We start from the raw sequence: 18,940 nt of genomic DNA, 5'->3' as shown, positions 1-18,940 counted from the left end.
AGGGCGGCGCCCGCCGCGACCGTCAGGAGCAGCACGATGGCCGAGGAACGCAATCCGTGGCGAGTGGTGCGATGCGTGCGAGTTTTGCGAGGGGTCATCACGTGCTTCCTCCTCTCCGTCCTCAGGAGCTCTGCGGCTGTTTGGCGCTGTTTGTGTCGAGCCGGGGGCCCTTGGGCAGCAGGTTGGACCAGTTGTCCGGTACCGGCAGCGGCTTGACGTCCTTGTAGCCGAGCCTGGTCTGGGCCTGGTTGACCTCGGCGGCCTGCTCCTCCGGGGTCGTGGGCTTCTCGGTGGCCCCGATCTTCGAGGGGTCAGAGCTGCTGTCGTTGTTCGTCTGTACGGCGTAGCGCAGTCCGGTGTCCGTCACCAGGAAGAGTGAGCCGGTGGTGGGGGACGCTCCGTTGAACTGCCGGTACAGCACACCGCTGCCCGGTGTGACGTACGCGCTGGTGGCACCGTCCAGGAAACGGACGGGGTATCCGGAACCGGCCCAAGTGGTGAGTTTCGGGACACCCTTGCCGGTGACGCCGTGCAGCACGTTGCAGACGGTCCCGGTCGGGGACGCGGTGTCGTTGGCCTGGGTCGGTACGTTCCCCGGCCAGCCGTACTTCGCGTAGAACTCGTCCGGGGAAGAGGTGAAGGACTGCGGTCCGACCTCGGTGGCCTGCGCCTTCTGGCCCAGCACCGCCGCCTCCGGACTGGTCAGGAGCAGCCTGGCCACCAGGTCGGACACGGGCGCGACGGAGCCCGGCAGGACGACGTACTGCTGCATACCCGTACCGGCCACGGCTTTCAGCACCGTGCCCACCTTGTTCAGGCGGGCGTCCAGGCCGTCGACGCCGGCCGGGGTACCGGCCTTGGCGGGCAGCTTCGGGAAGTCGATGGGTGCGCCGGTGTGCAGGGTGCCGAGCCAGTCCTTGGTGACCTTCTGGGGCTGTGCGCCCTCGCTGAACAGGGAGCGGCGCAGTACCTCGTCGCGGGCGGAGGGCTTGTCGCCGCCGCTGGTCCCGATGGCGTGCTGCGTGCCGTCCGCGTCCACCAGGTACCTGGTGCCGTTGCCGCCGTCCGCCTCGACGTAGAGGGCCTGGCCGCCGCGCAGCCGCTTCTTGCCGCCGACCTTGTCCGCGTCCCGGTCCGCGAGCAGGAAGACCGCCTTCTGCACGGCGCCCCCGGCCCCGGCGCCGGGCTGTTCGCAGACCACCCAGAGCTTGTTCCGGCCGGCGTCGTCCGCGCTGGGCAGCCGGTCGGGCGCGTACGGTATGCCGAGCATCGGACCGCGCTGGAGCTTCCCGCTGTCCAGCTCGGACTCCTTGACCTGGAGCACGGAGGAGTTGCTCGGGTCCAGGAGGAGTTTCGCGGAGGAGAAGTTCAGCACCGGGTGCAGGCGCTTGACGCCCTTGGTCTCCAGGACGACGTAGCGGGTCGTCGAATCACTGCCGACGATGACGTGGGCACCGGGGTCGTCCCAGCCGTCCGGCACCTTCGGCTTGAAGATCCCCCAGGCTCCGAAGCCCGCCAGCAGCAGGGCGCCCACCACCACTCCCGGCACCATGGCGCGCAGCGGGCGCGGCGCCGCCTCGTCCGTACCGGCTGCGGACGGCTGCAGAAAGGCGGCGACCAGCCGCTTCTTCGCGAAGGTGTAGGCGTTGAGTTCGTCCCGCCGTGATGCCATCTGCCCGACTTCTCCCCGTGGTTGTAGATGCCTCGCGAACCGCCACCACTATGCCCGCAGAGGCTCGTCCGCCGCTGTGCGGGTACATGATTCAGGGAGTCTGCCAAACGCTCCTGTCCGGCCGTGCGCCCCGAGCCCCCATTCGAACGCCCCGGTGCCGGTCGTGGGACAGTTGGCGGTCGCGGGCCGGTGTGCGAAGCGCGTCGGTCCACGCACACACGCCGTAGTGCCGTGACACGGAGGGACATACCGGGGGATGAGCAGCGCGACGACCGCAGTGATGAGTGTGCACCCGAAGCCAGGACGCATCGGCGGGGTTCGGCTGCACCAGGTGGTGTTGATAGAGGTCGCCGGCGCGCTGATGCTGATCGCGTGGGTGACGAACAGGGTCATGCTGGTGCCGCTGGGCCTGGTCGCGGCGGTGCTGGTGCTGCTGGCCGTCGCGCGGCGGCGGGGACGTCCGGTGGTGGAGTGGCTGAACGCGGTCATCGCGCTGCGCGGGCGGCTGCGGGCCGCCCGGCAGCCGTGGTCCGCGGACGGGATCGATCCCGGACTGGCGCCGGTCATCGAGTGCGACGCGGCCCTGCGGACGTACACCTACACCGACCGGCAGCGTGAGCGCTCCATCGGGATGGTGGGTGACGGGACGTTCCTGACGGCTCTGCTGCTCGTGCAGCCGCGCGACGAACCGCTGCGGACGGCCAGGGACGCCCGGCCGCTGGAGCTCGGCCTGCTGCACGACGCCCTTGAGGTGGACGACATCCGGCTGGAGTCCGTCCAGGTCGTCCAGCACACGCAGCCCGCGCCCGGTCCGCATCTGCCGGAACAGGCGGCGGCGGCCCGGTCCTACGCCCCGCTCCAGGCCCAGGCGGGCACCCCCGCGATCCGGCTGACGTGGATCGCGCTGAAGCTCGCCCCCGAGCTGTGCCCGGAGGCGGTGCGGGCCCGCGGCGGCGGGATCGGCGGGGCGCAGCGCGCGCTGCTGCGGGCCACGGACCAGCTGGCGAGCCGGCTGACGGGGGCGGGGTTCGACGCCTCGGTCATGACAGAGGCGCAGGTGACGTCCGCCCTGGCGACCTCGGCCGGGGTCAGCCCGCAGGCCAGCGCGCTGGCGGTACGGGCGGACGCCCCGCTGCGGCGCACCACGGAGTCCACCCGTGCCTGGCGCTGCGACGACCGCTGGCACACGACCTACTGGGTCGGCCGCTGGCCGCACCTGGGCGCTGGGGCCGCGCCCACCGCGCAACTGGTGGCGCTGCTCACCTCGATGCCGGCGCTGGCCAGCACGTTCAGCCTGGCGGTGTCGCGCGGGACCGGCGGCGCACCGGCCGTCAGCGGACACGTCCGCCTCACCGCGCGCGGCAGCAACGAACTGGTCTCGGTACGGCGGCAGCTGGAGCGCGCGGCACGCGGGGTGAAGGTCAGCCTCGTCCGGCTGGACCGCGAGCAGCTGCCCGGTGTGCTGGCCACCCTGCCCCTCGGAGGTACCCGTTGAGCACGCACCGTACGACGCCCGCCGGGACCAACGGTCCGGCTCCCGCCGTCGCTCGGGCGGTCGGAAGGAGCAGGCCCGGGTTCGGGCTGCTCGGCCCGCGCCGCGACCGGCACGTACTGCCCGTGGAGCAGCTCGCGGCGCTGCGGCTGCCGCTCGGTGACGACGGGGTCGTGGCGGGTGTCGACGCCAAGGGGCAGCCCGCGGTGCTCGGCCTGTTCCGCCCCACCCAGCTCGACGTCGTGGTGATCGGCAGCGTGTGGACGGCGCAGGTGCTGGCGCTGCGCACGGCCGGTACCGGTGCGCGCGTCGCCGTCGAGACGGCCAGGCCGCAGGCGTGGACGGGGCTCGCGCAGGCGGCGGGCGGCGGTCAGCAGTGCATGACGGTGCACGACGTCAAGCAGGTGGGCCCGCAGGGCGCTTCGGTCACCAGCCCCGTGCTGGTCGTACGGGACTGCGGAATGCGCCCGCCTCGCAGCCGGCTGGCGACGGGGCCGTGGCAGTCCGTGCTGACGCTGATGCCGTTCCTGGGTCCGACGGCGCCGAAGCTGATCGAGAACGCGGGGCTGGTCGGGATTCAGCGGGTCTCCCCGGAGGAGGCCGCGGTCCTCGGCCGGATCCTGCGGCTGCCGCAGGTGCAGGCGGAGGCGCTGCCCTCGCTCGGTGACGACATGGTGCTGTGGTGCACGACCCAGCACCGCAAGCTCGTCAAGCTCCAGCCGACCGACATCGAGGCCGGACTCCTCGGCGTGCCGCGCCGGCTGGACTGATCCGGCCGGTTCCCCGCGGGACCCCCCTCGCGCATTGGTCTTGACCAATGCGCGAGGATGCGGAGATCATGTGCGACGCCTTCACCAGGCCTTCGCATTCACTCTTCGCATCGACCCGCAGGAGAACCACGCACCATGCGCATATCCGCAGTCACCGCGGCCACCGTGCTCGGCGGGAGCCTCGCCCTGGGCCTCATATCCGTCCCTGCTGCCCAGGCCACGCCTGCCGGCCCGTCGGAATGCGCCACCGACGCGTTCGGAGTCGCCGGTAAGTACGGCGAGTTCGTCCTCGGTGACGACGTCCACTCCCCCGACGCGGAAGGGGCGGTGGCCGTGGGCGGCAACGCCGACTTCCGCGGCGGGTTCAGCGTCGCCAACGAGCTGACGGCGGCGGAGGTCGCCGCCCTGCCCGGACAGGCGTCACTCGTCGTGCGCGGCGACCTCCTCAACGGCGGTTCGGTCACCGCCGTGATGAAGGGCAACGCGGTCGTCGGCGGCAAGGTCGCCGACCGTGCCGTCGAACTGCACTCCGGGTCCTTCCGCAAGGACGCCGGGCTGATCGACTTCGACGGCGAGTTCACCAAGCTCCGCGGCTACTCCGCCGCGCTGGCCGGGGAAGCGGCGACCGACGGCACCCAGGTGAAGGCGGACGGCAACCGGCTCACCCTCACGGGCTCCAACGCCACCCGCAACGTCTTCCGGGTGACGGCGGGGCAGCTGGAGCAGGCCAAGGAGGTGTTCCTCAAGGTCCCGGCCGGTGCCACCTCACTCGTCAACGTCAGCGGCGACAGCTACGACATGGCCACGGCCGGCACCACCGGGTTCTTCCTCTCCGGCGGTCAGGACTTCGTGCTGGACGACAAGCTCCAGAGCGCCTCCGACGGCAAGGTCCGCGCCCGCCTGCTGTGGAACTTCCCCGACGCCCGCACCATCACCAAGAACAGCCAGGCGGCCTGGCCCGGCAGCGTGCTGGCGCCTCGGGCCCACCTCGAACTGGGCACCGCCGCGCCGGTCAACGGCTCGGTGTGGGTGGCCTCCCTGCACGGCTCGGGCGGTGCGGAGACGCATCACTTCCCGTTCAGCGGCTGCCTGCCCGAGACCGGGGAGACCCCGTCGCCGAGCGAGACCCCGGGCACCACCCCGCCGGTCGTCAGCACCCCGTCCGGTTCCGCGACGCCCTCGCCGGGCGACACCCCGGCGGGCTCCGCCTCCCCGTCCGGCACCCCCTCCGCCTCCGCCTCGCAGCCCGCGGGAGCGGGCACGCCGACCCCGTCGCAGAGCAGCACGGCCCCCGCGGAGGGCGACCTCGCCTCGACCGGCAGCAGCGGCACCATCCCGCTGATCGCCGGCACCGCGGTGGTGCTCGCCGCGGGCGCCGGACTGGTGGTGGCGTCCCGCCGCCGCTCGAAGCGCGCCTGATCAGCGAGTAGATCCGCTGAGCCGCCGGCCCGGGTTACGGGCCGGCGGCTCAGCGGCCGCCCCCGCCCCACCTACGCGGGCAGCACCGGCAGCAGCTGCGGCAGGTGGCCGTCCGACGCCTCGGCCGCCGCCACCCGCTCCTCGGGCACTTCGCCGTACAGCGTCGTACGCGGCTTCGCCGGCCGGCCGGCGGCCTCGGCCACCGCGACCAGGTCCTGCACGGACTTGTACGAGCCGTAACTCGACCCGGCCATGCGGGAGATGGTCTCCTCCATCAGCGTGCCGCCCAGGTCGTTCGCGCCCGAGCGGAGCATCTCGGCCGCGCCCTCCGTGCCCAGCTTCACCCAGCTGGTCTGGATGTTGGTGATGTGCGGATGCAGGAGGAGGCGGGCCATCGCCGTCACCGCGCGGTTGTCGCGGTCGGTCGGGCCGGGGCGGGCGATGCCGGCCAGGTAGACGGGCGCGTTGGTGTGGATGAACGGCAGCGTCACGAACTCGGTGAACCCGCCGGTCTCCTGCTGGAGGTTGGCGAGGGTGCGCAGGTGGCCGAGCCAGTGGCGGGGCTGGTCGACATGGCCGTACATCATGGTCGAGGACGAGCGCAGGCCCACCTCGTGGGCGGTCCTGATGACCTCCAGCCAGGTCGCCGTGGGCAGCTTGCCCTTGGTGAGGACCCAGCGGACCTCGTCGTCCAGGATCTCGGCCGCCGTGCCGGGGATCGAGTCGAGTCCGGCCTCCTTGGCGGCGGTCAGCCAGTCCCGGATGGACATCCCCGTACGGGTCGCGCCGTTCACGACCTCCATCGGTGAGAACGCGTGGACGTGCATGCCGGGGACGCGCTCCTTCACCGCCCGCGCGATGTCGAAGTACGCGGTGCCGGGCAGGTCCGGGTGGATGCCGCCCTGCATGCAGACCTCGACCGCGCCGACGTCCCAGGCCTGCGCGGCCCGGTCCGCGACCTGGTCCAGGGAGAGGGTGTACGCGTCGGCGTCGGTGCGCCGCTGCGCGAAGGCGCAGAAGCGGCAGCCGGTGTAGCAGACGTTGGTGAAGTTGATGTTGCGCGTGACGATGTACGTGACGTCGTCGCCGACCACGTCCCGGCGCAGGGCGTCCGCGATCCGGCACAGCTCGTCCAGCGCGGGCCCGTCCGCGTGCAGCAGGGCGAGCGCCTGCTCGTCGGTGAGCTTCGTCGGGTCGTCGGCGGCCTGGCTCAGCGCGGTCTTCACGTCTCCGTCGATGCGAGACGGGACCATCCCGGGCGCGGCGGCCTCGCGGAGCGCCTCCCAGTCCCCGTACACCTCGTCGAAGTCGTCGCGGCGGTCGGCGGTGCGGCCCTCGGTGTCGATGGTGCGGTGCAGATCGGTACGGCCGGAGGCGTTGAAGCCCTCGTCGGGCTCCTGCCAGGGCAGCCCGGCGGGGATCGCCCCCTCCTTCGCGAGCCCGGTCTCCGGGTCCGCCAGCGCGCGGACGTGCGGGAGCAGGCGCGGGTCCAGCCAGGGTTCGCCGCGCTGGATGAACTCCGGGTAGATGGTGAGCCGTTCGCGGAGCCGGAAGCCGGATTCCGCGGTCTTCGCGGCCAGTTCGTCGATGTGCGGCCAGGGGCGCTCGGGGTTCACATGGTCGGGCGTGAGCGGCGAGACCCCGCCCCAGTCGTCGATCCCGGCGCCGATGAGCAGCGCGTACTCGGCGTCCACCAGATTCGGCGGGGCCTGGATGCGGGCCGACGGGCCGAGGATGTGCCGGGCGACGGCCACGGCCGCGGCCAGCTCCTCCAGTTCCGCGTCCGGCATGCCGCGCATCGCTGTGTCCGGCTTGGCGCGGAAGTTCTGGACGATGACCTCCTGGATGCCGTGGTAGGCGCGGGCGGTCTTGCGCAGCTCGAAGAGGGAGTCGGCGCGCTCCTCGTACGACTCCCCGATGCCGATCAGGATGCCGGTGGTGAACGGGACGTTGGAGCGGCCCGCGTCCTCCAGGACGCGCAGCCGGACGGCCGGTTCCTTGTCCGGTGAGCCGTGGTGCGGGCCGCCCGGCTCCGACCACAGGCGGGTCGCGGTGGTCTCCAGCATCATGCCCATGGACGGGGCGACGGGCTTGAGCCGCTGGAGGTCCGTCCAGGTCATGACGCCCGGGTTGAGGTGGGGCAGCAGCCCGGTCTCCTCAAGGACCCGGATCGCCATGGCGCGTACGTACGCGAGGGTGTCGTCGTACCCCTCGGCCTCCAGCCACTCGCGCGCCTCCGGCCAGCGGTCCTCCGGCCGGTCGCCGAGGGTGAACAGCGCTTCCTTGCAGCCCAGCTCCGCGCCCTCGCGGGCGATGCCGAGGACCTCGTCCGGGGACAGGAACATGCCGTGGCCCTCGCGGCGCAGCTTGCCGGGGACGGTGACGAAGGTGCAGTAGTGGCACTTGTCACGGCAGAGCCGGGTGAGCGGGATGAACACCTTGCGGGAGTAGGTGATGACACCGGGCCGGCCCGCGGCCTCCAGTCCGGCGTCCCGGACCCGGGCGGCGGAGGCGGCGAGATCCGTCAGATCCTCGCCGCGCGCCTGGAGGAGGACGGCGGCCTCCGCCACGTCGAGGGCGACACCGTCGCGGGCCCGCCTGAGGGCACGGCGCATGGAATTGGTGGTGGGGCGTCCGCTCTGAGGATCGGTCATGAAACGAGGATACGAGCGGGTAGCCGGCCGTTGACCGGCTGGATCTCCCGCAGGCCACACCCGCCCCTGGCGCCTCGGCCGCGCAGCGGTCCGCGCCCCGTAGGGTCGGCACGGTGATGGAAACGATCGTCTTCGACATCGGTGAGACACTCATCCGCGACGACCGCTACTGGGCCTCTTGGGCCAACTGGCTCGGCGTCCCGCCGCACACGCTGAGTGCGCTGGTCGGTGCCGCGGTCGCCCAGGGGCGGGACAGCGCCGACGCGCTGAGCCTCCTGCGCCCCGACATAGACATCAACGAGGCCTCGCTCGCCCGGACCGCCGCGGGGCGCGGCGAGCACCTGGCGGAGCCGGACCTGTACCCGGACGTACGGCCGGTGCTGGCGGAGCTGCGCACGCTGGGCGTACGGGTGGTGATCGCGGGCAACGGGACGGTGCTGGCGGGGGAGCTCCTGCGGGCGCTGGACCTGCCCGCGGACCTCGTCGTCACCTCGGACGAGTGGGGCGTGGCCAAGCCGGACCCGGAGTTCTTCGCCCGGGTGCTTGAGGTGTCGGGCGCGGAGCCGGGGGCGACGCTGTACGTGGGTGACCACCCGGCCTCCGATCTGTTCCCGGCCAAGTCGTGCGGGCTGCTCGCCGCGCACCTGCGGCGGGGAGCGTGCGGGTACTGGTGGGCGGACCATCCCGATGTCGTCGCCGCCGCGGACTTCCGGATCGACGCGCTGACGGACCTTCCGGCGCTCCTGGAGAGGGTGCCGGACCCGCCCCGGCCGAGGGCCCTGCGGGCGCTGTAGAACACCGGGATTCATCGGATCCCTGCGCGCGAGCGCGCCCGCTCTCCCAGGAACGACGCGCCGATTGAGCACAGTTCGCCCCACCCTGACCCCGAAGAGCCGACAGAAACAAACAGAAACCTCCGACGGCACACTTCCGGACCTCCCGCTCCTCGCCGCATAGTGCTGTGCGAAAGCACCCGCGCCGAGTACCGAGAGAACGGAAGCCCATGCATCCCCCGCTACCGCGCACGAGGCCGCTACCGCGCACGAGGCCGACCGCGGCTTCCGTGACCGCCGTGATCGTGGCCACGGCCGCCCTCTCGCTGCCGGCCGTCTCCGCCCCGGCGTCGGCCGCCGCCCCGCACGCGAGCAGCCGTGCGGTCCAGTACGTCGACTGCTCCGCCACCGGGAGCCGGCAGAACGGTTCCGTCGCCGCGCCCTGGCAGAGCCTGGACCGGGTCAACCGGCTGAAGCTCGGGACCGGCAGCCAGATCCGGCTCAGGCGCTCCACCCGCTGCACCGGCACCCTGGCACCCGACGGCTCGGGGGCGCCGGGCCGTCCGATGGTGATCGGCGCCTACGGAAGCGGCGCCAAGCCCGTGATCGACGGCGGCGGCAACCCCGAGACGCTGCTGCTGAAGAACACCCAGTGGGTCGAGGCGAGCGGCCTCTCGATCACCAACTCGGGCAACCCGGGCTCCAACAAGCGCGGCGTGCGCGTCCAGCTGGAGGACTACGGCACCGGGACCCACTACCGGCTGACCGGTCTGGACATCCACGACATCCGGGGCGACGACACCAAGGGCACCACCGGCTCCGCGGGCATCCTGTTCTCCGTCACGGGCTCGGCCACACCCACCAGGTTCGACGACGTCGAGGTCTCCGGGAACACCGTCACCGGCGTGGACCGCGAGGGCATCTACTTCGGCTCGACCTGGAACAACCGCCCGGTGCACGGCGATTACGACCCGGACGGGCCCGCCTACCTGCCGTCCACCCGGATCGTCGTCCGTAACAACACACTGAAGGACCTCGCGGGCGACGGCATCGTCATGACGGCCACCGACGGCGCCCTCGTCGAGCACAACCGCCTCGACGGCTTCCAGCGCCGCTCGGCCGGCTACAACGCGGGCATGTGGCCCTGGAACGCCGACAACACGCTCTTCCAGTACAACGAGGTGTCCGGCGGCGAGACGACCCGCGACGGAATGGCGTACGACGTCGACGAGGGCACGTTCGGCACCGTCTTCCAGTACAACGTCAGCCATGACAACGCGGGCGGCTTCTTCCTGGTCTGCACGGCGACGGGGACGCTCTCCGACGCCGTCATCCGGTACAACGTCAGCCGCGACGACCACTACCGGGGCATCGAGACCTGTTCCGGCTCCTTCGACGACGTACGGGCGCACAACAACACCGTCTACATCGGCGAGGGCGTCAGCCAGACGGTCGTCAACGAGAACACGGACAGCCGCCACGGTCTGACGCTGACCAACAACATCGTGGTAAAGGAGGGTACGGGCACTGCGACGTTCGCCCTCAGGGACGGCACCGGCGTCTCGCTCTCCCACAACACCCTGGTGAACGTCACCGGCGCTCCCGCGAACCCCGGCGGCTCCACCGCGGACCCCCTGCTGACCGACCGCACCGGCGCACTTCCCGACGGACTGCGGCTGCGCCGGGGCTCGCCCGCGATCGGCGCCGGTACCCCGGTACCCGGCGTGGCGCGGGACCTGTACGGCAACGCCGTGACGGACCCGCCGAACGTCGGCGCCTACGCGGGCCGGGGCGTGGCCGGTGCGGCGGTCCGTCAGCCCCGGTAGCCGTCGGCGGCGAGGATCTTGTCGATCCGGGCGCGGTGGGCGGCCTCCCACGCGTCGAGGTCCTCCGCCGCCTCCCCGGCCGCCTTCGCCCGCGCGTCGAGCAGCACCTGCTCCTGCCGGGCCCCCGGCGTGACGACGACGCCCTCCTCGTCCGCGACGACGATGTCCCCCGCGTGCACGGTCACCCCGCCGCACCGCACGGGTTCGTTGAGGGGCGTCACGGCCTTCTTGGTACCCGGAATGGGTATGACGCCCCGGGCGAAGACGGGGAAGCCCATCTCCCGGACCTCCGCGAGGTCCCTGATCACCCCGTCCGTCACGAACGCCGCGATCCCCCTGCGCCGCGCCACCGCGCACACGTTCCCGCCGGCCAGCGCGTAGTCCACGTCCCCCGACTCGACGACGATGACGGAACCGGGCTCGGCGCGGTGGATGGCGGCGTGCAGCATGAGGTTGTCGCCCGCAGGACACCGCACGGTGAACGCCGGACCGGCGACCCGCGGCTGCGACGGCCACAGCGGACGGATACCCGCGTCCATGACCTGCCCGCGCCCCAGGAGGTCGGCGAGCGTGGTCGGGGAAATGTCCTTGAAGCCGCTTACGTCGTACACGCGCATCGTCCTCCGCTCGGTCCCGCCCCCGGAACCGGGGCGGACAGGCCCCCATCATCGCGTCCCGGTTCGTTCACCCGGCGGGCCGACCCCGTCAGACCGCGGCGCTCTCCTTCGAGGCGTGGTGCAGGCGGGCGACGATGTCGGTGAGCTGTGCCGCGACTTCGGTGTCGTCGACGGGGTGGGTCGTGGCGAAGCGGGTCAGCGAACCGGGGATGGAGAGCTCGGCGTTCTCGATCACGGTGCCACCGGCGATGCCCACGGACTTGCGGACCTCGTCGTGTGCCCACACGCCGCCGAACCGGCCCAGGGAGGTACCGGCGACGGCGACCGGCTTGCCGCTGATGGCACTGGCGCCGTAGGGGCGGGACAGCCAGTCGATGGCGTTCTTCAGGACGGCCGGGATCGTGCCGTTGTACTCGGGCGAGAAGAGCAGCAGGGCGTCGGCGCCCAGGGCCGCCTCGCGCAGTGCGCCGGCGGCGGCCGGGAGGCTGCGCTCGATGTCGATGTCCTCGTTGTAGAAGGGGACATCGGCCAGGCCCTCGAACAGCTCGACCTCGACGCCTTCGGGGGCGAGCCGTACGGCCGCTTCGGCGAGCTGGCGGTTGTGCGAACCGGCGCGGAGGCTGCCGACGAGCGCCAGTATGCGGACAGACATGGGGGCTCCAAGGGGGATGGGGCGTCACGGATTCTGCGGAGCTCGGGCGGGCGGTGCACCGTTGCGACCATACGGACCCGGGTCCGTTTACTGTGTACCAGAAGAACCGGACCGCGGTCCATTTCCCCCGGAGTGCCTTACGCTGAGTACATGGCCAGCACCCCGCCCCCTTGTCCGCCGCCGGAAGGGCGCCCGGTAGAACCCGCAGAAGACCCGGCCCCGAGCAGGGCACGACAGCCCGGCGCCGACCCCACGACGGGCGAGCCGTGCCTGCGCGCCGACGCGGTCCGTAACCGTGCGCGACTGCTGGAGGCCGCCGGACGCCTGGTGGCGGAGCGCGGTGCGGCCGGCGTCACGATGGAGGCGGTGGCCGCGGCGGCGTCCGTGGGCAAGGGAACCGTCTTCCGGCGCTTCGGCGACCGGGCGGGCCTGCTCCTCGCCCTCCTCGACCGCTCCGCCCAGCGGCTCCAGGCCGGCTGGCTGAGCGGCCCGCCGCCGCTCGGTCCGGGCGCGCCGGGTGTCGAGCGGCTGCGGGCGTTCGGTGTGGCGGTGATCCGCTGGTCGGCCGAGCAGCTGGAGCTGATCCTGGCCTCCCAGTCGGACCCGGCCCGCCGTCTCGCCCACCCCATCCGCCAGGCGTTCCTCGCGCACGTCACCTCGCTGCTGGAGGAGGTCGCCCCGGACGCGGACTACGAGCTCCAGGCCCAGGCGCTCCTGGCCTACCTCGACCCCTCCCTGATCCACCATCTGACCGAGCAGCGCGGAATGCCCCTGGAGCGGGTGGAGGCAGGCTGGACCGAACTGGTCGACCGGGTGACCCGGAGCTGACGCCGGACCGGTCGGGCAGGGTGGACCGGCCGGAAAGCTACTCGCTACTCGCTACTCAGCCGAGGATCAGGGGCAACTTCGATGCGAGGGAACCCAGTTCGGCCCGCTCCGACTCCGTCGGGGAACGCCGTCCGGTGCCGATGAGCAGGGCGTCCCTGTCGGAGAGCGACGACGGGAACGGCGTACCGGCGATCGCGGTCAGCAGCTCGCGCGACCGGGCCAGGCCCTCGGGGGGCGGCGCCGGGGCGTCCGGGAGGTGGGCGATCAGGTCGAGGTGGTGCAGCGTGCTCTCCAGGACGTACACCGAGAGGTAGTCGGCCAGGGTGAACACCTCGTCGCGGGTGCTCACCCTGAGGTCCGGGGCGGCGAGGCCGGCGGCACGGCCCGCCGCGGAGCCGACGTCGTCGAGGTGGAACTTGAGCAGCCACGGCTCCTCGTACGCGCCGGCCAGCCGGACGGTCAGCGCGTCGAGCGGGTCCTCGCCGGTCGGCGGCGTACCGGCGACGTCCCAGTACGTCACCGCGTTCCGGGTGGGTTCGGTGGCGGCGGGGGTGGCGAGGGTGATCAGGATGTCCTGGGCGTCGATGACCAGGTGGCACACCAGATCCCGCACGAGCCACCCCGTGCAGCCGGACGGCCGCGCGAAGTCCGCGTCATCGAGTCCGGCCACGGCCGCGAGCAGTGCTGTCCAGGAGCGTGAGAAGTCGTCCACGACCGCAAGCTAACAGCGCCCGGCCCCCGGCGCGGCCGATTTCGCGCCCCGCCCGGATCCGGGTTCCCGAGGCCGCTGCCCCGGTTCCCCGGACCCGCTGACGGGGTCAGCCGCTCGGGGCGTCGTCGACCTTGAAGTCCATCTTGACCCGGCCGTCGACGACCGATGTCGCGGTGGCCGTCACGCCGTACTGCTTCCCGTCCGCCCCCAGTTGGCAGCGGACCACGGCGTTCACCCGGGCCGGGAGGTCCTCCGGGCAGGTGAAGGTGTCGGGCTCCTGGCCCACCTGCGCCGTGAGGGCGGCCTTGCCCTGGCGGGCGACCTCCGCCTTGTCCACGGCCTTCGCCCCGCCGCCGCTGCCGCCACCGCCGTCGGGGGCGTCGTCCACCTTGAACGCCATGTGCACGTTGTCGCCGTCGACGGACTTCGCGGTGACCGTCATGCCCTGCTTCTTGCCGTCCGCGGTCAGCGTGCAGCGGACGGTCTCGCCCACCTTCGCCTTGAGGTCGTGCTCGCAGGTGACGTCGTCGGGCTCCCGGCCGACCTCCTTGGCGAGGCCCGCCTTGGCCTGCTTCGCGACCTCCTTCTTGCTCACCGCCTTTGTGCTTCCCACGCTCGCCGAACAGCCCGCGGCGCACAGCACCGCCAGCGCCCCAGCCGCTATTCGCACCGCTGTCCGGCTCCGTCCCGACTGCCGCATGCGTCCCCCCGTATCAAATGTGCACGTCAAAATATCGGCGCGCCAAGCTACCACCGAGGCTGTCCCGCACCGGGCCGCGGCCGTGATCGCGCCCATGAACGCGCGCTGCCCGCCGGCGACCTGTGGTCACCGACGGGCAGGGAAAGACCTTGCCGGGCGCGGAAGTCCGCCCGTCAACGCGTGATCAGATGCGCACCGCGCCGTAGATGGAGCCGATCGTGCCCATCGACTCGTAGCGGACGAAGGCGCCCGGGTACGGAGCGTGGAGCACGCTGCCGCCGCCCGCGTAGAGCCCCACGTGCGAGTTGCCGTTGAAGAAGACCAGGTCGCCCGGCTTCAGCTGGCTCGTCGAGATGCGGGTGCCCTGGTTGATCTGGCTGTATGTGGTGCGGGTGATCTCGGCACCGGCCTGGTGGTAGGCCCACTGGGTCAGGCCCGAGCAGTCGAACGAGCCGGGGCCGGTGGCGCGCGCCTGGTACGGCATCCCGATCCGCGACGCGGCTGCCTGGAGGGCGGCGGCGCCGAGGCCGGACGCGGGGGCCTCGTTGCCGAGTTCGACCCGGTCTCCGGCGCCACGGCTCGCGCGCACCTTGTCGGCGGCGGCGTTGCTGGCGCGTGCGTCGTCCTCGCGCATCTTCGCGCGCTCGGCGGCGGTCAGGGTGTTGAGCACCTTCTGGGCCTGGGCGAGCTTGCCCTGCTGCTGCTTCTTCTTCGCGCCGAGCGTCTTGCGGACGTCGGCCAGGTCGCTGAGCTTGTCCTGGGCCTCCTTGCGCTCCTGCGCGAGGGTCCGCTGCTTGCCCTGGATCTTCGTCAGCGCCTCGGTCTGCTTGGCCGTCAACTGGTCCAGTGCGGAGGCCTGGTCGAGGAAGCTGTCCGGGTCGGAGGCGAGGAAGAGCTGCACCGAGGGGTCGATGCCGCCGGAGCGGTACTGCGCGGCGGCGAGCGAACCGAGTCCGGCCCGCATCGTGTTGAGCTCCTGCTGACCGCGGGCGACCTTGTCCTGGAGCGCGCCGACCTGCTTCTCCAGCTTCTCCTGCTTCTCCTTGGCCGCGTTGTAGTGCTCGTTGGCGACCTCGGCCTCGTGGTAGAGCTTGTCGACCTCCGCCTTGACCTCGCCCTTGGTCGGCTTCGGGTCGGCGTGAGCGGCCTGGGAGGTCAGGGCCACGGCCGCGGCGGCGGTCGCGGTGAGCACGGTCACTCGGGCGCGGCTCGGGTTCTTGGGACGACGGTGGGACGCCACGAAGGCGAGCTCCTTCTTCCTGGAGCCGCCTACCGGGCTATGGGGGGACGCGAAGCCCCGGCTCCGCACACGTCACGGAATCGGCGGTTCCTTCGCTGCCACCCCGGATGGGTGACCAACCGTGCGAAGGTTCGAGGGCCAACCATAGTGACCATCTCGTAATCAGTTCAATCGACGCCGGTGGATTCTCTCCACAAGGGGTACTTATTTTGGTCACACCGCACAACGCGTAGCCGCGAACTGACGGCGCGTACCGTAACTTCGGGCAAGTCACCACAAGGGTCACCAGGCATCCGGAATGCCGCATTCCCTTCGCCGGCCCCTTCTTCCACTTCTCCTTCCGCTTCTTCTTCCACTTCCGGCGGCGGGGCGGTCGGGAACGCTCTAGGGTCGCCCCCCATGAGTGAACCCTCCTCCTACCTCCGGGCGACGGCGGACGCCTACGACGCCATGGCCGTCGTCTACGCCGACTTCGCCCGTGACAGCCTCTCCGCCCTCCCGCTGGACCGCGCGATGCTCGCCGCCTTCGCCGACCTCGTACGGGCACGGGCCACCGGACCCGTCGCAGAGCTGGGCTGCGGACCCGGCTACCTCACGGCGCATCTGCGGGACCTGGGACTGGACGCGTTCGGGGTCGACCTGTCGCCGGTGATGGTCGGCCTGGCCCGCGAGGCGTACCCGGACCTGCGGTTCGCGGTCGGCTCGATGGACGCCCTGGACCTGGCCGACGGCGAGCTGGGCGGAATCGTGTCCTGGTACTCGGTCATCCACACCCCGCCGAAGGAACTCCCCCCGTGCTTCCACGAGTTCCGCCGGGTACTGCCCCCGGACGGCGTCCTCCTGTTCGCCTTCTTCGAGGCCGGGGACGGGCCGGTGGAGGCGTTCGACCACAAGGTGACGACGGCCTACCGGTGGCCCATCGACGAACTCGCCGGGCTGGCCCGCGAGGCCGGGTTCGTCGAGATCGGCCGCATGCTGCGCGAGCCCCTCGAAGGCGAGCGATTCCGCCGGGGACACCTGCTGATGCGCGCGGACCGGACGAGGTAGGGAGGAGGAAAAGGGAAGTAAGGAGCACGCGGAGGGCCCTCGGCGCTGTGACAGAACGAAGACGCCGTCGCAGACCGCCTGTAACTCGGTGCGCGATACAAATATTTACGACCACACGCACCGCGCAATTTCTGGGGGAACACCGTGAAGTACACCCGCATCGCAGCTATCGCCGCCGTCGGGCTCGCCGCCACCCTCTCGCTCACCGCCTGTGGCAATGACGGCTCCGGAAAGACCTCGGCCGCCAAGGGCTCCTCCGCTGCCTCCTCGAATTCCTCCTCGGACTCCTCGGACTCCTCGTCCTCTTCGGACAACAGCTCGGAGTCGAAGGGCGGCTCGCAGGAAAGCAACGCGAAGCCGGACTCCGGCGGCGGCGTCGAGACCCACTCCGACAGCGCGAGCGGCGCCTCGGGGACCAGTGGCAAGACCCCGTTCTGCAAGACGGAGGACCTGGCCATCGATGCCGTGAACGCCGCGCCCGACGACGTCTCCGGCAGGATCAACGTCACCATGATCAACCGGGCTTCGACCACCTGCTCGGCGACGGGCTTCCCGGGCGTCGACATCAAGGACACCGACCACACGTCGAGCCCCGTCGAGCGCGGCCACGCCGAGCCGCGCATCACCATCCTGAAGCCCGGCGACGCCGCTGTCTTCGACATCGCCTACGACATCGACAACAGCGACGACAGCCTCACCAACCCGACCGACATCCTGGTGACGCCCCCGAACGAGACCCACACCATCGACCTGAAGTGGCCCGAGGGCGCGGGCAAGGTCAAGGGCTCCTACGTCGGCGTGCAGGTCTTCCCGACGCACACGACCAAGTAGCCGGCCCTAGAGGTACTCGGCGTACGCGTCCAGCGTCCGCAGCACCTCCGCCTCGCCCGCCGGGGGCAGTTGGAGCACGACCTCCTCGATGCCCAGGTCCGCGTAGTGCGCCAGCTTGCCCGCGTCCGGCTGGACCGCGTACGGGACCACCCGCAAGTCCTTCGGGTCGCGGCCCGCCGACTCCCAGGCGGTACGGAGCCGGGGCATCGACTCCGTCAGGCCCCCGCCGCCGATCGGCATCCAGCCGTCCGCGTACTCCGCGATGCTCGCGAACAGCTTCGGTCCGGCCGCACCGCCGAGCAGGGTGCGCGGGCCGACGACCGGGCCCCGAGGCTGCTGGAACGGTTTCGGGTACGCGTAACTGGCCTGGACGGAGCCGAACTCGCCCTCGTACGACGTCGGTTCCGCCGACCAGAGCGCGCGCATCAGCGCCATGCGGTCGCGGCCCAGGTCGCGGCGGGTGCGCCAGTCCACGCCGTGATCCGCGGCCTCCTCGACGTTCCAGCCGAAGCCGAGCCCCAGGGTGAAGCGGCCGGCGGAGAGGTGGTCGAGGGTGGCGATCTGCTTGGCCAGGTCGATCGGGTCGTGCTGGGCGATCAGGGTGATGCCGGTGCCGAGCGTCAGCCGTTCGGTGACGGCCGCGGCCTGCCCGAGCGCCACGAAGGGGTCAAGGGTACGGCCGTACTCGGGCGGCAGCTCGCCGCCCTGCGGGTACGGGGTCTTCCTGCTCACCGGAATGTGGGTGTGCTCCGGGAGGTACAGCCCGGCGAAGCCACGCTGTTCGAGCTGGCGCGCGAGCCGTACCGGTGTGATCGTCTCGTCGGTGAGGAAGATCGTTGTGCCGATCCGCATGCGAGGACACCTCCGTCGTCGTCGAGTGACGGCCCAAAGGTATGCCGTCCGGTCCGCGAAACCGAGCCTTCGGCACATACGGAGAACGCCTGCCCCTACCCGGTGCGCTGCGGCCGGTACCGGTAGAGATCGCGGAGCAGGGCGATCTCGGCCCCGTGGTGCAGAACCTCCTGGTTCACCCACCAGATGACGTCGATGAACGGCTCCTCCGGGTCGCTGCCGTGCGGGTACGTGCAGTGGCCGACCCGGTCGAGCACGGCGTCGTCGGCGGCGAGCAGTGCCTCGCGCCAGGCCCCGGCGGCGGCCGAGAAGCCCGTGATCGCCCCGGCGGCGTCGGGGCTCGCCCGGTAGTCGTCCTTGGTGAGGGTGTGGGCGCCGCCGGTGTGGTCGGCGCGGACGGCCAGCATCTCCGCGAGGTGGGTCAGCCGCCAGGCGATCGTGGTGAAGGGCGGCGGCACGGGGTGCGGCTGGTCCGCCGAGTCCCGGCCCCAGTCGCCCGCCCCGACCAGCTGGGTGGCGCGGGCGCCGGGCCCGTCCGCCCGGCGGCGGACCGACCAGCAGCCGGGGACCGGCTCCCATAGGTACTCCGCGTCGGTCATCGGGGCGGCCGCCACAGCCACCCCGTTGCCGCTGTCCACCACCGGTCCGCCGATGCGGCCGAGCAGGCGCTCGCAGCCGAAGTCGAACTGGTCCAGGAGCGGCACCAGACGGACGGGGACGGGGAGCCGCCTGCTCATCGTTCTTCTCCTTCGTCCCCGCGGGGCCTACGGGTACCGGCGCGGTCGGCAGCCACCGTACCGAGCGGCCGGGGATGCCGGGCGCGGCGGGCCCGTCCGGCCCGACCCCGGTCCGTCC

17 protein-coding genes are annotated in these 18,940 nt (G+C 71.9%); 8 read left to right on the top strand and 9 right to left on the bottom strand.

Translation table 11 applies throughout. The annotated features are described in order from the left end of the window. Nucleotides 1-121: 121 nt before the first annotated feature. Nucleotides 122-1,672 (bottom strand): type VII secretion protein EccB, encoded by a 1,551-nt coding sequence (eccB, locus tag ACFVQ0_RS18285; protein WP_390089169.1) that lies wholly within the window; start codon nucleotides 1,670-1,672, stop codon nucleotides 122-124. A gap of 256 nt (nucleotides 1,673-1,928) precedes the next feature. Between eccB and eccE the strand changes: the two genes are divergently transcribed. From eccE to ACFVQ0_RS18270, 3 genes are all read left to right on the top strand, one after another. Beyond that, a complete protein-coding gene (eccE, locus tag ACFVQ0_RS18280; protein ID WP_390089167.1) occupies nucleotides 1,929-3,167 on the top strand; it encodes a type VII secretion protein EccE in 1,239 nt (412 codons plus the stop codon). Next, nucleotides 3,164-3,934, top strand: a complete 771-nt coding sequence (locus ACFVQ0_RS18275) for a hypothetical protein (protein ID WP_390089165.1) — start codon at nucleotides 3,164-3,166, stop codon at nucleotides 3,932-3,934. Before eccE ends, ACFVQ0_RS18275 begins: the two co-directional genes overlap by 4 nt. Before the next feature lie 135 nt (nucleotides 3,935-4,069). After that, nucleotides 4,070-5,353: a choice-of-anchor A family protein gene (locus ACFVQ0_RS18270; protein ID WP_390089163.1), complete on the top strand. Its 1,284-nt coding sequence runs from the start codon at nucleotides 4,070-4,072 to the stop codon at nucleotides 5,351-5,353. Nucleotides 5,354-5,424: 71 nt separating this feature from the next. Here ACFVQ0_RS18270 and ACFVQ0_RS18265 read toward each other — a convergent pair whose 3' ends face one another. Further along, nucleotides 5,425-8,007 (bottom strand): bifunctional FO biosynthesis protein CofGH, encoded by a 2,583-nt coding sequence (locus ACFVQ0_RS18265; protein WP_390089161.1) that lies wholly within the window; start codon nucleotides 8,005-8,007, stop codon nucleotides 5,425-5,427. Nucleotides 8,008-8,123: 116 nt separating this feature from the next. On the opposite strand from ACFVQ0_RS18265, the gene ACFVQ0_RS18260 reads away from it, so the two are divergent. Next, a complete protein-coding gene (locus ACFVQ0_RS18260) occupies nucleotides 8,124-8,801 on the top strand; it encodes an HAD family hydrolase (protein WP_390089798.1) in 678 nt (225 codons plus the stop codon). 269 nt (nucleotides 8,802-9,070) lie between these two features. Further along, nucleotides 9,071-10,606: a right-handed parallel beta-helix repeat-containing protein gene (locus tag ACFVQ0_RS18255; protein WP_390089159.1), complete on the top strand. Its 1,536-nt coding sequence runs from the start codon at nucleotides 9,071-9,073 to the stop codon at nucleotides 10,604-10,606. On the opposite strand, the gene ACFVQ0_RS18250 is transcribed toward ACFVQ0_RS18255, so the two are convergent. Then, nucleotides 10,594-11,223: an RraA family protein gene (locus ACFVQ0_RS18250; protein ID WP_390089157.1), complete on the bottom strand. Its 630-nt coding sequence runs from the start codon at nucleotides 11,221-11,223 to the stop codon at nucleotides 10,594-10,596. The genes ACFVQ0_RS18255 and ACFVQ0_RS18250 overlap by 13 nt on opposite strands. Nucleotides 11,224-11,311: 88 nt before the next feature. Further along, the gene (locus ACFVQ0_RS18245) at nucleotides 11,312-11,875 is read right to left on the bottom strand and encodes an NAD(P)H-dependent oxidoreductase (protein ID WP_390089155.1); all 564 of its coding nucleotides are present in this window, start codon (nucleotides 11,873-11,875) and stop codon (nucleotides 11,312-11,314) included. Between the two features lie 150 nt (nucleotides 11,876-12,025). On the opposite strand from ACFVQ0_RS18245, the gene ACFVQ0_RS18240 reads away from it, so the two are divergent. Then, entirely contained in the window at nucleotides 12,026-12,703 is a 678-nt protein-coding gene (locus tag ACFVQ0_RS18240; protein ID WP_390089153.1) for a TetR/AcrR family transcriptional regulator, read from the top strand. 55 nt (nucleotides 12,704-12,758) lie between these two features. Here the strand turns inward: ACFVQ0_RS18240 and ACFVQ0_RS18235 are convergent, their stop codons facing one another. The 3 genes from ACFVQ0_RS18235 to ACFVQ0_RS18225 form a co-directional block, all read right to left on the bottom strand. Then, a complete protein-coding gene (locus ACFVQ0_RS18235; protein WP_390089151.1) occupies nucleotides 12,759-13,415 on the bottom strand; it encodes a maleylpyruvate isomerase N-terminal domain-containing protein in 657 nt (218 codons plus the stop codon). A 106-nt stretch (nucleotides 13,416-13,521) separates the two neighbouring features. After that, on the bottom strand, nucleotides 13,522-14,115 hold the full coding sequence (locus ACFVQ0_RS18230; protein WP_390089149.1) for a DUF4333 domain-containing protein: 594 nt from the start codon (nucleotides 14,113-14,115) through the stop codon (nucleotides 13,522-13,524). Between the two features lie 184 nt (nucleotides 14,116-14,299). Continuing rightward, a complete protein-coding gene (locus tag ACFVQ0_RS18225; protein ID WP_390089147.1) occupies nucleotides 14,300-15,355 on the bottom strand; it encodes an NlpC/P60 family protein in 1,056 nt (351 codons plus the stop codon). A gap of 399 nt (nucleotides 15,356-15,754) precedes the next feature. Between ACFVQ0_RS18225 and ACFVQ0_RS18220 the strand changes: the two genes are divergently transcribed. Together ACFVQ0_RS18220 and ACFVQ0_RS18215 are read left to right on the top strand one after the other, a co-directional pair. Continuing rightward, nucleotides 15,755-16,402 carry a class I SAM-dependent DNA methyltransferase gene (locus ACFVQ0_RS18220; RefSeq protein WP_390089145.1) on the top strand — a complete coding sequence of 216 codons (648 nt, stop codon included), beginning with the start codon at nucleotides 15,755-15,757 and terminating at the stop codon, nucleotides 16,400-16,402. Between the two features lie 144 nt (nucleotides 16,403-16,546). After that, nucleotides 16,547-17,233: a DUF4232 domain-containing protein gene (locus tag ACFVQ0_RS18215; RefSeq protein ID WP_390089143.1), complete on the top strand. Its 687-nt coding sequence runs from the start codon at nucleotides 16,547-16,549 to the stop codon at nucleotides 17,231-17,233. Between the two features lie 6 nt (nucleotides 17,234-17,239). Here ACFVQ0_RS18215 and ACFVQ0_RS18210 read toward each other — a convergent pair whose 3' ends face one another. Then, nucleotides 17,240-18,085, bottom strand: a complete 846-nt coding sequence (locus ACFVQ0_RS18210; RefSeq protein ID WP_390089141.1) for an LLM class F420-dependent oxidoreductase — start codon at nucleotides 18,083-18,085, stop codon at nucleotides 17,240-17,242. 95 nt (nucleotides 18,086-18,180) lie between these two features. After that, nucleotides 18,181-18,822 (bottom strand): DinB family protein, encoded by a 642-nt coding sequence (locus ACFVQ0_RS18205; RefSeq protein ID WP_390089139.1) that lies wholly within the window; start codon nucleotides 18,820-18,822, stop codon nucleotides 18,181-18,183. Between the last annotated feature and the right edge of the window lie 118 nt (nucleotides 18,823-18,940).

It is taken from the genome of Streptomyces sp. NPDC057900, assembly GCF_042887885.1.
Lineage (GTDB): Bacteria > Actinomycetota > Actinomycetes > Streptomycetales > Streptomycetaceae > Streptomyces.
This window is presented reverse-complemented; position numbering and strand designations above follow the sequence as displayed.